This window comes from Erythrobacter sp. JB1-4 (assembly GCF_057365025.1).
This window is the reverse complement of the sequence record NZ_CP200292.1, coordinates 2,411,049-2,424,885: the sequence shown is the minus strand read 5'-3', so window position 1 is coordinate 2,424,885 and position 13,837 is coordinate 2,411,049. Positions and strand designations below refer to the sequence as shown.

The window sequence follows — 13,837 nt, the reverse complement described above, 5'->3', positions numbered from 1 at the left end:
CTCGGGGGTAAGAGCGTTGGATATTTTCATTTCCTATTCGCGGCGCGACCGTGACCGGGTGAACTACATGGCCAAAGCTTTGGAGGCTGAGGGCTATTCGGTGTGGTGGGACCGTGACCTTCGCGCAGGCGAAGAGTTCGACAACGTCATCGATAAGCACATCAAGGAATCCAAGGCGATTGTGGTGGTGTGGTCTGAGACCTCCATCCAAAGCAATTGGGTCAAGGAAGAGGCCGAGGACGGTATCCTCGACAACAAGCTTGTGCCTGCGATGATCGACGAGGTCATCATCCCGCGCGGGTTCAGGCGCATTCAGGCAGCTGAACTCTTTGATTCAAGCGAAAACCCCACACAAAGCGCCAATTGGTCGGTCTTTATGGACAGCATCCGCACCATTGCTGGTGAAGGCCAAGGGACAGCGGCAGGCGCCCAAGAGATGGCCGCCTATGGCCTATCTACAGACGCGCAAGGCCAGGGCCTGCCAACAGTTGCGAACACAAATGATGCGCCTTTATGGAAACGCCCCATCGGCATGGCAGCGGCCGCCTTGGTGGTGCTTATTGCGGGGCTTTTGACCTTCCAGTTCGGCGGATTTGGCGGGCCCAGCCACGCAGGACGCCTTGCAGGTGTGCCCGTGGATAAAGCGATTGTCCTTGGCATCTATCCCAATGAAAGCTTCGGCATTCAACAAAGCAACGGCCTCAAAGCCTCGCTTGACGGTTTCCCTGATTTGATGGTGCAGGATTTAGACGCGCCTCTGACCGCTATGAAGACCCGCGATGCGCCTAGGGTTATTGAAGATCTGCGAGCGTTTTTGTCGGAACGCAATGTCGTCGCCATCGTCGGCCCCTCGATTACTGAGTTCACACCGCAAGTCTTGGAGGTGATCGAAGAAAGCGGCCAGCGCCCCGCGATTGTCCTAACCACAGCGGGCAGCCGGGCAGACTTGGGCTGGAAGGACAGCGATTTGCCGATTTTCCGGGTAGGATCAGGCGTCGATGAGCGGGCGAGCAAGTTCAAAGAGCTAGCTAACCGGGCGATCGCTCAAGGCATCGGGATCACCTTCATGGTGGAAACCGTGCCAGACAGCGAGGCGAAGACTTACGGTGAGCTCTTCTTTGACCGCGTATCGGAGGAGCTTGGCAAAGAACGCCTTGAGAAGTGGCAGGCCGATGGCCGTGTCACAACGCGCTCATTCACACGTGGGCAGATCAACGAAGCGTTCGCCACGCCTGAGCAACAGGAAATTCTCGATGACAACAGGCTCATCGTAATCATGGGGCTGAGCGGCGATTTCAAGGACCTTGCGCAAGGACATTTCCGCGCTGACCAACCGCCGCGCCAAGCGATCCTAGCCAGCTGGAACAACAGCCATCAGGTGAAGGCGGCGAGCGAGATGACTGCGCTGCAAACGAACCGCCTCATTGATATGACCGATGTGGTCAGAGCTGCCGCCTTCACCGGTGACAAGCCCGAAGAGATCACTCAGTTCGAAAGCTTGTTCGGCCCAATATCACCGCGCTGGCGACTTGAGGCGGTGGCCTTCGATTCCGGCGTGATCGTCAAACAAGCGGCAAGCGAGATTGAAGGTGAGATCACAGCTGACGCACTCGTCGCAGTTCTGCGTTCGCGCAGCTTTAACGGCGTTACAGGCCGCATCTTCTTTAACTCAACCGGGCAGAACACCGGCGATGCAGGCGGGCTGCAACGGTTCTATAACGTCAGCTATGACCCGGCGAATGACGGCTGGCGCGAGGTCAGCAATCTGGGGTCGCTGATGCGCTAGGCGTGCTGATTTAGCCCTGCGAACGCCAGCGAAGGACAGTGCGCTCGACAAGCTCTTCCTCGCCGCCGCCGCGGTTCCAAAGCTCTGAGAAGCTTGGGTCTTCGGACGCGGGACGCTTGTGTTCTTCGAGATTGTCGAAGGTCACGCGGATGGGGATCGCCACACCCTCACCGCAGACAATGCACTCACGGTTGCGAAGCGCTGGGATGGAATCGAGGAAGCCACGCGACCCTTCCGGCATTGCGGAGCGGACGAAGGCTTGGTCGCGATCGTTGTTGAGGCGCATCGAGATGATAGTGCCGCACTGCGAGAGCACGCCCTCGGCCAAGTCGGAGGGACGCTGTGTGATAAGGCCAAGGCTGATGCCGTACTTACGGCCTTCCTTGGCGATCCGGCTAAGGATGCGGCCAACTGATGAACCATCGGAGTTCTTCTCGTTCGGAACGTACCGGTGGGCCTCTTCGCAAACGAGAAGGATGGGACGCGTGTTCTCTTCCCGGCCCCAAATGGCAAAGTCAAACACGAGGCGAGAAAGCACAGCGACTACGGTTGAGGTGATATCGGATGGCACGCCCGACACATCAATGATCGAAATGGGCTTACCCTCACCCGGCATACGAAACACCTTGGAGATGAAGTCGGTCATGATGTCACCGACGAGCATGCCTGAGAACATGAACTGATAGCGCGGGTCTGCTTTGAGCTCTTCAAGCTTTCCCTTGATCCGCATGTAGGGCGCAGAGGATGTTGCCTTGTCAAGCTTACCCATCTCGTCCTGGATTTTGTTGGAGAGATCAGAGAGCAGATAAGGTATCGGCGAATCGACCGTGATCTTACCCATGCTTTCCGCCAAGCGGTTCTTGCTGCGCGCGTAGAGCAAGCATTTGGCAAGAATGTCCATATCGACCTGGCGTTCATTGCCATCGCTGGTCAGCAGCACTTCGCAATGCTCTTCAAAGTTCATCAGCCAATAGGGCATCTGAAGGTTTGAAACATCGAGGATCTTACCCGTCTGGCGGAAGGCAGCCGAATACTCACCGTGAGGGTCAATCATCACGATGTGACCTTCAGGTGCATGTTCACAAATGCGGTGCAGGATCAGCGCGGCACTGGTCGATTTACCCGTACCGGTCGAGCCAAGGAGCGCAAAGTGCTTGCCCAGCATCGCATCGATATAAAGGCCAGCACGGATGTCCTTGGTCGGAAACACGGTGCCAATTGTGATGTTGGCGCGGCCATCGCTGGCGTAGATTTGCTCAAGGTCTTTGGTGGTCGCAGGATAGACCATGGCGCCCGGAACCGGATAGCGGGTCACACCGCGCTTAAACCCGTGAATGCGCCCGGTGAGCTTTTCTTCAGAGCCCTCTCCCAGAAAGTCGATATGTGCGATGATCCCGTTTTGCGCCCGGCGATCTTTGCGCTGGTCACGAACGTTGGCAAGCAGCCAGGCATCGCCCACGCGGATCTTGATCTGACTACCCACTTGGCCTGCAAGCGCAACCGAGCGATCATCGTCTTCCATGCATTCATTGAGACGCTGCAAGTCGAGCGCGATCTGAGAACCTGCGCCAGATATCTCAAGAACTACGCCGATGGGCAATCTGGCATTCGATTGAGGGGCACCCTCATCGCTTGCGGGTTGAACTCCCTGATTCTGGCCAAGACCCTCAACCTCAAAACCCTGTTGTCCCATCGCGTTCATGCGCGTTTCCTTGTTTCAGATAAAGCGTCAGTCAAAACACCATGCCAGACCCTTTGGCACAGCGTCGCTTTACTGGTTTGCACCGTACTGGAGGGTTTTGACCGATCAGAGTTAAGATCGCGTCAACTCAGCTTGAGTACCCGCCCAAAGCTGAGCCAATCTCACCGCAATCGGCGCAAGGTAAAGTGGTCGAAAAGCGCTCTAAAGCTTCGAGAAAGCTTGGCCCGCGATCCAGCCCATGCCCAAGGAAAGCACAATTGCCCCAATGCCATAAAGAAGCGCCCATTCCTGAGAGGCGTAAACAACGCTGCCTTCAAGCCCGACCTTGACCACCTCAATTTCTGCAGTCGCACTAGCCAGCACTCTGCCCTCGGCAATGGCGAAAGTCTCGGCGGTATATTGGCCGGTGGTCACATTGGAGGGAAGCGCAATTCGCGCCTGATAAAGGACGCCTTCACTGATCCGAACGCCTTGTGAGTTTTCTTTATAAAGTCCAAGCCGCTCACGCATTTCAACGAGGCCGTTGGCAAAACGCGCTTGTTCTTCAGGTTCAATCTGTCCCGAAGGGCTCAGCTGGATAAACTCGGTCCCAAGTTCATAAATCGCCGCCGTCTTTTCATCAACGATGTCCGCAATCGGTTGAGAGGAGGCAACCGCAAAGAAAGAGGGAACAGAGCGAAAATCGCTCGACCCTGCGTTCATCCAAATTCCTGCGATGCGGTCCTTCTCGCGCAGCCTGACAGGTTCAGAGGGACCTTTGAGGACCACGGCAATGTCGTAATCGCGATTACCAACAGGGCCGCTTGGATCGATGACCGCGCCATAAAGAAGGAGGTTAGCGCCAGTAAAACCCTGACGCACTTCGATGCGCGATTGGCTAACCTCTGGCACCAGCACCGGCTCGGCCTGCCCCATCAAAAAGGGAGCTGCCAAAAGCAATGCGAGGCATGAGGCAATGGGGCGTAAGCGAGCGGTCACAGCGGGCTCACTGTATAAATTTCATCAGGCTGCACGCCCAACCCATAGAGCATCCGCAACGCCACCGCGATGACAATGGCCGCAAGCACAAAGCGCAAGATTTCAGGCCGCGCTTTTATGGCGATTTGTGTGCCGAACTGCGCGCCCATCACCGAACCCAACAGCAAAAGCCCTGCAAGAATGATGTCCACCGCCTTCGTCGTGAGCGCATGGGTCATCGTGGTCACCATAGTGACAAACAGGATCTGAAACAGCGAAGTGCCTACAACCACATTGCCGCTCATCCCCAGAATGTAGAGCATGGCAGGCACAAGGATAAAGCCGCCGCCAACTCCCATTAACATGGTGAGAACGCCTACGATCACTCCGAGGATCAGCGGCGCGATTGGCGAGATATAGAGGCCGGAGGCATAAAACCGCGTGCGAAACGGAAGACCCGCGACCAAAGGGTGGTGACGCCTTTTGCGCGGAGATGCATCCTTTTGGCCCTTGGAAGCAGACAGCGCTTCGAACGCCTCACGCATCATAAGCGACCCAATCGATCCCAACATCACGACATAAAGAGTGTTGATGACGACATCGATCTGACCCAGCGCTTGAAAGAGGCGGAAAAGCGCAGCGCCAAACAGCGCGCCGATCACGCCGCCTGCAACCATGACGCTTCCCATTCGATAGTCGACGCCCTTGCGCCTTCCATGAGCGATCACACCCGAAACACTAGCGCCCGTCACCTGAGTTGCCGCCGAGGCCGCGGCAACGGTTGGGGGGATACCATAGAAGATCAAAAGAGGCGTCGTCAGAAAACCGCCGCCAACACCAAAGAGCCCAGAGAGAATTCCAGTGAGAACGCCAAGGAACACAATGAACAGGCCGTTCACCGAAAGATTCGCTATGGGAAGATAGACGTCCATACAATGGCGATTACCCTAGCAAGGACCGTGTGGGAAGGAAGGTTTACCTCCAACTCACCGCCAATTCTCAGAAGCGTGTCGATACAGTGGCTGCAACGCCGGAATCAGGTTCAGCATCGCCGGCAACCTGCTCGCGGTAATCGACGGAAACACGCGCTGGGATCTTACCGATATCCACGTCAAAACGAAGCGTAGGTCCAACATCAACCCTGCTTGCGCCCTGTTGCGCGCCGCCCCACACCCCTGCCCCGACGCTTACCTGTGTGGAGCCGAGGCGTGGAAGGGTCACCCGGCTCAAAGGCCGCGTCACAGCAGCCTGCCCATCAAGGAAATAGGTGCTGGCATTACCCCCGACATAGCCGCCTGCGCCATACGCCTCGAGAGAGAAACCCAGGGGCAGCTTCTGCGGGGCAATTTCGGTCGCTGCATAGAACGCAGGGCGGAAATCTGTCGCACTTGAAATGCCTTCATCGGTTATCGCCGGATTGCGCACCGCGCGAAGCTCTCCATAAAGCCGCAGAGGCAAGTTGCCCAATGGCCTTGCGGAAACTCCGCCTGCAAGCTCGCTTTCTCCTCCGGGGACTAAGGCCTGGTAAGCTCGTGCATAGACCCGCGGATCATGGCTTGAGGATGGCCTTGCGCGCCATTGTAAGTTTGCAGCAATCTGGCTGGCACCATAGATCGGTTGGCGGCCTTGTGTCACCGACAATGCGCTCGAGCCTTGCCTGTAGAACCCATAGGCATCAAGCAACCAGCGATCCTTGGAGCGGTCTTGTGATGGCGTTCGCTGCGCGGCGAATGGAGGCGGCGCAAGTTCCCTAGCAAGATACCGCTTGCCAGCTCGCTTACGAGAAACCCCGCTCACATCGCGCCCTGCCTCCAGCCTCCAATGCGCTGGATATGCGTGGCCGCTCAGCCCGGGATAGCCCTGCCCCAACTGCGGAACAGTTGGGAAAGCCGAAGGCGCGTATGCTTGTGGATGAGGCCCGTAAAGATAGCCTGAGCCGCGCGAAGGAGGACCCGGCATAGGGACATAGACCACATGCCGGGGCCCTTGCCCGGGCACCCCCCACCGTAAAAGGCGGGGTAGGGATGTGCGCCATACGCATAGCCATACCCGTAACCATAAGGCGGAGCAATTCCACCGTACCCTCGCAAATGTGGATAGGCGATGGAGTGCGGCGCTGGCATCGCGCCATGCGTTTCGGGAACGGCAACTCTTTGAGCGCTCTTTGTGAGGTCATTGTGTCCAGCGGCCGCCCTCGCCATGGCTGGAAACGATAGCGAGCTATCCCAGGTTGCAAGACGCAACACAAGCCAGCCGCCCAACACTATGGCAAGCATGGCAAGCGGCGTTCCCCGCTTGCGAATAGCTCGCTGCGGCGTCATCTGCTCACCGCCCGGGGGGCTTGCTCTCGATTGGGTCCGCGACGTGCCCCATAAAGTGAGGCGTGCTCAGGTGGCAGAGGCGTCACATCGCTTGACCCGAAGCTGGGTTTTGCAGGGTGGCGCGTGTGTATTGTTTTGTCCCACTCAATCCCTTGGCCAAGGAAAGAGCGCCAATAGGCTAGGATCGCTCTTCGTCCTGCCATGATCGCGATGATATTGGTTATGGGCATGCGAATAACAGCAAAGACACCTTCGGCGATGCCATAATTGCGGGCAGTGAATGCAAAGCGCCAAGCTATTCTCCAGCCAAGAAAAGCCAAGTTTACAACAATCAACCCGAACATGAACGGCGAGACGGTCACTGGAAGGCTCACTCCAAATGCGCTGGCAACCGATATCATTAAGGTGAGAAACAACAGACAATAGCCAAGCGCGAGCACGACCGCGGTAAAGGGCCCGCGTCTGTCCCGCGCGCGCATCCATGTCTCTGCAATGCCACCGGTCCAACCGGTGCGGTCCCATCCTTGAAGGGCAATCCCATGAACCCAGCGGGTCTTTTGCCGGACAATCTGCCCCAGACCGGACGGGAAGTAGGCCCGAGTTGCGATCAGTTGATCGTCTTCACCGCGCGCTCTCACAAACCGGCATCGACCGCCTTGCTGCGCGATCGCGAGCCCGAGCTCATAATCCTCTGTTAGCGATGCGGGATCAAACGGGGTGCCTTCATCGCTTTTTTCAGCAAGAGACGTCAAAGCGCCGCGCGACATGGCACAACCGACACCGGCCGCTGGCAAAGCTGCGCCTACAGCACTGCGCACGACCATCGCCTTGCCATGGGCCTCGGCAAACTCTTCGCAATAATGGCTGCCCAGCCAGTCTCGCGATGCCTGCGGTAAAGGCTCGACGGGCAGCTGCGCAAAATCAGCACCCTTGGTTATAGCCCAATCCAACAAGCCCAATCCTGCCGGATCAACCATATCCTCCGCATCGTGAAAGATGACCGCTGAAAAGCGAGTGACCGCGCACCGCTCGTCATCTTTCATCGCCTCGTAAAGGCGGTTGAGGCAGTCCGCTTTGGTCGTTGGGCCATCGCAGTCATGGACAACCACGCGCAAGCGCACGTCACCGAAACTGGCCCCCATCGCCGCCTCCAAGGTCGCAGGATCATTGCGGTAAACGCCAACGTAAAGCCGGAACTCGGATTGCGGCCAAGCATTCAACATATGTCGAACGGTGTCGAAGATGACCTCGTCTTCTTGCCAGGTCGGGATGAAGACCGCGACAGGCTTAGCCAAAGGGCGCAATTGAAGTTCTTGCCGGCTGACCTTCGCAGTCCTTGCCCGCCCGGTGAGTTTGAGCCATAGCCACGCCAAATCGACGGCAAAGTCATCCAAGGCGCCTATGAGAAAGAAGACCCCTGCGAACAGAAGCAGTTCATGTTGAACCAAAGCCAAGAATTGCCACACATCAGATGTCATAGATTCAAAGGCCTCCGGCATCTTTGAACTATTAATTGTTTAACACTCGCCTAAGTTCATGGCAACCAAATCAATACATCCAAAATGGACACATAGTAATGTCAAGCAATATTTCCAATAGTCCCAGTCCATTACGCCGAGTCTTTGCCCCCGTACGCGCTTTGTTTGTGGGCGATGCATCAGCGGGAATCTTGTTGATACTGGTCGCAGCGGCCGCAATGCTGGCTGCGAACTCGGCTTTTGCTGACGAATATCGGGAGCTTTTCTATGGCAAGCTCGCTTGGACCCCTATCGCTAAGTTGAAGGACCTTCATTATTGGATAAACGACGGACTTATGGCGATTTTCTTCTTCGTCGTCGGTCTCGAAGTGAAACGCCACATGATCGCTGGCTCTTTGTCGGATCCTGCCGCGCGGCGATTGCCAATGCTGGCAGCGGCTGCTGGTATGATTGCACCTGCTATTGTTTACATCAGCGTATCTGGCGGTGGTGAGTACACCAATGGATGGGCTATCCCGGCCGCCACTGACATTGCTTTTGCCATGGGTGTTTTGGGCCTGCTTGGTAACCGTGTGCCAGCGTCATTGCGTCTATTTCTTTTGACGGTGGCTATTGTCGATGACATCGGAGCGGTGCTTGTCATCGCAGTCTTTTACACGCCGACGATTTATCTCACTTGGTTGCTGGCAGCGACCGGCGTTTTGGCGGCCATGATCGCGCTTAATCGCTTCAAGGTCTCGGTGTTTTGGCCATACATCCTCTTAGCGATTGTCCTTTGGTACTGTGTGCTTAACACAGGCGTCCACGCAACGATCGCAGGTGTGGTGGCGGCCCTCACCATTCCTTTGAAGCGGCGTGACGGCAACTCGATGCTTGAAAAGCTAGAGCATGGTCTTGCACCTTGGAGCGCCTATTTGGTCGTTCCTGTGTTCGGTTTTGCAAATGCAGGCGTTTCCCTTCAGGGACTTGGCGCTGAAGCCCTTCTTGCTCCGCTGCCGATTGCAATCGCTGCAGGGCTGGTGGTTGGAAAACAGGTCGGCATTTTCACATGTGTGTGGCTTGCTGATAAAACCGGCTTTGCTGCACGGCCTGCGAATGCCAACTGGGCGGAGATTTGGGGTGTTTCGATCCTGTGCGGTATCGGCTTTACGATGAGCTTGTTCATCGGTGGTCTCGCCTTCCCAGAACAGCCGATCCTTGTTGAAGAGGCCAAGATTGGTATCCTAACGGGATCAGCAATTTCAGCAGTTCTCGGGTTTGTAGTCCTCATGCTCACAACGAAACACTCGGTCCAAGACTGCGATGATCAAGGGATCCAGCCTGACGAAGCATAAACCTTTGAAGCGCGATACCTTTTGAGGGAGTTGGTTGGGGAAGGCTAACGCTGTTTGACCGTTTGTAATGAAGGGAAACAAGGCATGGCGCCGTTTTGCAAACTTGCAGGCTTTATCAGGGCAGTAATCCCGGCAGGCGCTATTCTCTTTACAGCAGCATGCTCTGCCCCCTACTCATACGCAGGGGTAAGCCTTGTAGCTGGCGACACAGATAGGCGCATCCAGTCGCTAGCGAGAAGTGCGCAGGCAGGCAGCAAACATGCCCAACTTGAACTTGGTATCCGCTATGAGGAAGGCCGGGGTTTACCTGTTAACCTGGGCCGCGCGAAATCACTCTATCGCCAGGCTGCGAGCGATACGGGCGGTGTGATCTGGGTGTATTCCCCGCCTGTTGGCGATGCGCCAGGCCGCGTAATCCCGCTTGACGTTGGACCAAAGCAATACGGCTTAGCCGAAGCGAAACGCAGGCTCGAAGTGTTGCGCAGCTCACCAACTTCCATGCCCAAACACTAGGCTTAGGCCTTGCGCAACTCAGATCGCAAAACAGAAAGGGCGCAAAGCCTTTTGACCTTGCACCCCGTTCCTCCCGCTATTTTGCGGGTTGTCTGTCTGCGATTAAGCTTAGAAGCTTGCTGACAACGTCGCGACGAACGCATCACCAGTGAAGACCAGATCGCCATCAGGCTGGATCAGATCATTGGCTGCATCGCCTTCAACGCCAATGTAAGCAGCGCTTACGGTGAATGTGTCGCTAAGCGCATAATCTGCGCTGACCGACCAGTCCCAAGCTTTGCTGTTGTTGGTGAAGGTCAGGAAGCCATCAGTGTAACCGATGTGCCCATTGATCGACACAGGCGTATCAGGAATACCAACGCTAAGGTCGGTGTACAGATACAGGTTGTCGGTGCTGCCGAGTGAGCTTTGGTCAGGCGCATAAGCAACACCTGGCGTGATCGATACAGACGCAAGCGAGAAGCTCAGCGATCCGTAAAATTCGATGTAGTCTGTGTCGCCCGATACACCTGGCGCGTCGGGATACATGTAGTAGATCACACCGATATCAGCAGAAACGCCGTCAGAGACATCGCCGCTCCAACCACCGTAAAGGTCGACCTCGGTCGAGCCAAATCCAACGGTTTGCTCATCAATGTTTGACGCCCAAGTGCCGACATAGAGGCCGGACGAGTGGCTGACGTCAAAACCGCCTTGCACGGCAAACTCGCCATCAGACAGGTTTACACCGCGGAAGCGATATTCAGTCGCGAAAGCAACGTTGGCTGAAAAACTCAGACCGCTGTCGCCTGCCATTTTGTTGGCCGTCTTTTCATCGATCGGCTCAATGGCGCGGGTTGTTGAAAGAGTTGACTCTGCGTCGAGCGCTGCAGAAGCAGCCACGAGCTCTTCACTGACACTTGTCAGTTCACTCGCGTCACCAACAGACGCATCATCGGCAAGAGCAGGGGCTGCTGTCATGAACAGACCCATAGAGAGGGTTGCGGCCGAAAGACCGCGGATGGACGTGAGCATTACAACTTCCTTTAGTTTTGTTGTTGCTTCGTCCCACCTGCACGTTTGCCGGCTGCTTATTTATGACGCAGTCTCATCCAAACGCGACATAATCGTGCACAGTCGCGCTGCCAAGCACAAGAGAAATTGCACTTGTGTGACATTTGCTCACCAGATTGCTCTGATATTGTGGAGTTTGTGCATCACTTGGCTTTGGGCAAAAATTCTCAATAGTGCGCCTATGCCGCCTGCTTCAGTTGCCGTATCCGCTCACTGTGACTAGATGGTAATAACTCGGCTATACAAGTCGCTTTCACTCTCGCACTCGCGGCAAAAGAAAGACAACGGCCAGCGCGACCATTTCAAGCGCTCGGACCAGAAAACCAGACCCAAAACCAATCAATGTTCGACACGATCCGCTCCTTTTTCAAACCTCGTCCTCAGGCGCCCTTGCCCGCTGTTCCGGAAGGTGAGCGCTATTATCTTATCGGCGACATTCACGGACGTTTGGATTTGTATGAGGCGATGGTCGCTGCGATTGAAGACGACGATGCATCGCGGGAGGCGCGCGACACGCAGGTCATCTTGCTGGGCGATCTGGTTGACCGTGGCCCAGATAGCGCTGGTGTGGTTTCACTCACGCGCCATTGGCAAACCCAACGCAATGTTCGAGTGCTTGCAGGCAATCACGAGCAGATGATGCTTGATGCCTTCAAAAAGCCCGAAATTCTGCGCCATTTCTTAAAGCATGGCGGACGCGAGACTGTGATGTCCTACGGGCTTACAAAGAAGCAGTTCAACGCCATGACATTGGACGACTTGTTTGAGGCTTTGCCTAAGCTCATTTCGCAATCGGAACGCGATTATATCGCTTCTTTTGAAGAGTATATCGTGGCGGGCGACTATATGTTTGTCCATGCAGGGGTCGATCCCGCGGTTCCCATTGAAGAGCAGAAGCGAAGCGACCTTTTGTGGATCCGCGACCGCTTTTTGAGCCACGAGGGCCCTCTCGATAAGGTCGTCGTTCACGGCCATACCATTTTCAACAAGGTGATGGATTGCGGCAACCGGATCGGCATAGACACTGGCGCTTTTCGCTCAGGTGTGCTTAGCGCGCTCGTGCTCGAAGACGATCAGCGCCGGATCATTCAAACGATCCGGGCCGATGATGGTCCAGTCGAGATCTTTCACGGCGAAAGAGGGCAATAACTGCCTCACAATATAAGTGTAACGAAATGAGTGTAGCGACGCAGGGCTAATGGCCCTGTCAGAGTGGCGAACCAGTATAACCGGCCAACCTCACCAGAAGAGTATTGGCCCAAGGGACGTAGACGATGAAGATTGCAATGGTGGGTTCGGGCTACGTTGGGCTCGTATCAGGGGCATGTTTTGCCGATTTTGGCCACGATGTGGTTTGCATCGACAAAGATCAAAGCAAGATCGATCGCCTTCATGATGGCATCATGCCGATCTATGAACCCGGTCTCGATAGCCTTGTCGAAAGCAATGTGAAGGCAGGCCGCCTTTCATTCACGACATCTCTTGCAGAGGGTATCAAGGACGCCTCGGCCATCTTCATCGCCGTGGGTACGCCAAGCCGCCGCGGTGATGGCCATGCGGACTTGTCCTTCGTTTATGCTGTCGCCAAGGAAATCGGTGAGAGCCTTTCAAACGACGCGGTTATTGTCACCAAATCAACAGTGCCCGTTGGCACCGGCGATGAGGTTGAGCGTATTCTGGCCGATAGCGCAACGTCGCACCGTTTTGCGGTGGTCTCAAACCCCGAGTTCTTGCGAGAAGGCGCTGCGATCGGCGACTTCAAACGCCCAGACCGCATAGTCATTGGCGCTGAGGATGATTTTGGCCGCGATGTGATGAGCGAGGTCTATCGCCCGCTGTTCCTGAACGAATCGCCGATCCTCTTCACCTCGCGCCGGACCAGCGAACTCATCAAATACGCCGCTAACGCGTTCCTTGCGACCAAGATCACCTTCATCAACGAAATGGCTGATCTTTGCGAGAAGGTCGGCGCCAACGTTCAAGACGTGAGCCGCGGTATTGGCATGGACAACCGGATCGGTTCCAAGTTCCTGCATGCAGGGCCCGGATATGGTGGCTCATGCTTCCCCAAAGACACGCTGGCTCTTCTTAAGACCGCTGAGGATTACGACAGCCCGACGCGTATTGTGGAGGCAGTCGTCAAAGTGAACGATAGCCGCAAGCGCGCGATGGGCCGCAAGGTGCTCGAGGCTTTGGGCGGTGCAGAGGCTGCGCGCGGTAAGAAGGCTGCGCTCCTTGGCCTCACTTTCAAACCCAACACGGACGACATGCGCGATTCTCCGGCAATCGCCGTTGCACAAACGCTTACCGATGCAGGCGTCGAGGTTTCGGCTTATGACCCAGAAGGCATGGAGCTGGCACAACCGCTTATGCCTCAGGTGAAAATGTGCGACGATCCTTACTCTGCGATTGAGGGCGCTGATGCGACCGTAATCGTGACCGAATGGGACGCATTCCGCGCATTGGACCTTGACCGAGTCGCTGAGCTCGCGAATGCGTCTGTGTTGGTCGATCTGCGCAATATCTACAGCCCAGACGATGTACGTTCACGCGGGTTTACTTATGCCAGCATTGGCCGGGAATAGCCGGAATTAGGCGGCTCGCCCTTCGGTCATGATAGCCAGCGTTGGTTGGACGGAATTCATCCCGGGTACAAAGTTTAACATTGTGTAAAAATTAACTTGGGAATCCCC

At 55.9% G+C, this 13,837-nt stretch carries 11 protein-coding genes; 5 read left to right on the top strand and 6 right to left on the bottom strand.

All coding sequences use genetic code 11. The features are described 5' to 3' along the window. Window positions 1-16 precede the first annotated feature (16 nt). The gene (locus AC0V61_RS11210; RefSeq protein WP_486157557.1) at window positions 17-1,786 is read left to right on the top strand and encodes a TIR domain-containing protein; all 1,770 of its coding nucleotides are present in this window, start codon (window positions 17-19) and stop codon (window positions 1,784-1,786) included. A gap of 10 nt (window positions 1,787-1,796) precedes the next feature. Here the strand turns inward: AC0V61_RS11210 and AC0V61_RS11205 are convergent, their stop codons facing one another. The 5 genes from AC0V61_RS11205 to AC0V61_RS11185 all read right to left on the bottom strand — a co-directional run bounded on the left by AC0V61_RS11205 (window position 1,797) and on the right by AC0V61_RS11185 (window position 8,244). Next, window positions 1,797-3,479: an ATP-binding protein gene (locus tag AC0V61_RS11205; protein ID WP_486159528.1), complete on the bottom strand. Its 1,683-nt coding sequence runs from the start codon at window positions 3,477-3,479 to the stop codon at window positions 1,797-1,799. Window positions 3,480-3,689: 210 nt separating this feature from the next. Beyond that, window positions 3,690-4,403, bottom strand: coding sequence for a TIGR02186 family protein (locus AC0V61_RS11200; protein WP_486159526.1), 714 nt, complete (start codon window positions 4,401-4,403; stop codon window positions 3,690-3,692). A 59-nt stretch (window positions 4,404-4,462) separates the two neighbouring features. Further along, complete coding sequence (locus AC0V61_RS11195) at window positions 4,463-5,377, bottom strand: sulfite exporter TauE/SafE family protein (protein ID WP_486157555.1); 915 nt, start codon at window positions 5,375-5,377, stop codon at window positions 4,463-4,465. 67 nt (window positions 5,378-5,444) lie between these two features. Beyond that, window positions 5,445-6,419, bottom strand: coding sequence for a hypothetical protein (locus AC0V61_RS11190; RefSeq protein WP_486157553.1), 975 nt, complete (start codon window positions 6,417-6,419; stop codon window positions 5,445-5,447). Between the two features lie 343 nt (window positions 6,420-6,762). Next, on the bottom strand, window positions 6,763-8,244 hold the full coding sequence (locus AC0V61_RS11185; RefSeq protein ID WP_486157551.1) for a glycosyl transferase family protein: 1,482 nt from the start codon (window positions 8,242-8,244) through the stop codon (window positions 6,763-6,765). 98 nt (window positions 8,245-8,342) lie between these two features. Here AC0V61_RS11185 and nhaA point away from each other — a divergent pair, with 98 nt between their 5' ends. Continuing rightward, window positions 8,343-9,578 (top strand): Na+/H+ antiporter NhaA, encoded by a 1,236-nt coding sequence (gene nhaA / locus AC0V61_RS11180; RefSeq protein WP_486157549.1) that lies wholly within the window; start codon window positions 8,343-8,345, stop codon window positions 9,576-9,578. An 84-nt stretch (window positions 9,579-9,662) separates the two neighbouring features. Next, on the top strand, window positions 9,663-10,091 hold the full coding sequence (locus tag AC0V61_RS11175) for a hypothetical protein (RefSeq protein WP_486157547.1): 429 nt from the start codon (window positions 9,663-9,665) through the stop codon (window positions 10,089-10,091). A gap of 108 nt (window positions 10,092-10,199) precedes the next feature. On the opposite strand, the gene AC0V61_RS11170 is transcribed toward AC0V61_RS11175, so the two are convergent. Further along, entirely contained in the window at window positions 10,200-11,105 is a 906-nt protein-coding gene (locus AC0V61_RS11170; RefSeq protein ID WP_486157545.1) for a TorF family putative porin, read from the bottom strand. Window positions 11,106-11,534: 429 nt separating this feature from the next. Here AC0V61_RS11170 and AC0V61_RS11165 point away from each other — a divergent pair, with 429 nt between their 5' ends. Then, entirely contained in the window at window positions 11,535-12,293 is a 759-nt protein-coding gene (locus tag AC0V61_RS11165; protein WP_486157543.1) for a metallophosphoesterase family protein, read from the top strand. A 125-nt stretch (window positions 12,294-12,418) separates the two neighbouring features. Continuing rightward, window positions 12,419-13,729: a UDP-glucose dehydrogenase family protein gene (locus AC0V61_RS11160; protein WP_486157541.1), complete on the top strand. Its 1,311-nt coding sequence runs from the start codon at window positions 12,419-12,421 to the stop codon at window positions 13,727-13,729. Window positions 13,730-13,837 lie beyond the last annotated feature (108 nt).

What these genes read in the sequence shown, in the direction of transcription:
- AC0V61_RS11175 (WP_486157547.1), top strand. Translation starts at nt 9,663, where the DNA reads ATGGCGCCGTTTTGCAAACTTGCAGGCTTTATCAGGGCAGTAATCCCG.
- AC0V61_RS11200 (WP_486159526.1), bottom strand. Translation starts at nt 4,403, where the DNA reads ATGGGGCAGGCCGAGCCGGTGCTGGTGCCAGAGGTTAGCCAATCGCGC.
- AC0V61_RS11205 (WP_486159528.1), bottom strand. Translation starts at nt 3,479, where the DNA reads ATGGGACAACAGGGTTTTGAGGTTGAGGGTCTTGGCCAGAATCAGGGA.
- nhaA (WP_486157549.1), top strand. Translation starts at nt 8,343, where the DNA reads ATGTCAAGCAATATTTCCAATAGTCCCAGTCCATTACGCCGAGTCTTT.
- AC0V61_RS11195 (WP_486157555.1), bottom strand. Translation starts at nt 5,377, where the DNA reads ATGGACGTCTATCTTCCCATAGCGAATCTTTCGGTGAACGGCCTGTTC.
- AC0V61_RS11185 (WP_486157551.1), bottom strand. Translation starts at nt 8,244, where the DNA reads ATGACATCTGATGTGTGGCAATTCTTGGCTTTGGTTCAACATGAACTG.
- AC0V61_RS11170 (WP_486157545.1), bottom strand. Translation starts at nt 11,105, where the DNA reads ATGCTCACGTCCATCCGCGGTCTTTCGGCCGCAACCCTCTCTATGGGT.
- AC0V61_RS11160 (WP_486157541.1), top strand. Translation starts at nt 12,419, where the DNA reads ATGAAGATTGCAATGGTGGGTTCGGGCTACGTTGGGCTCGTATCAGGG.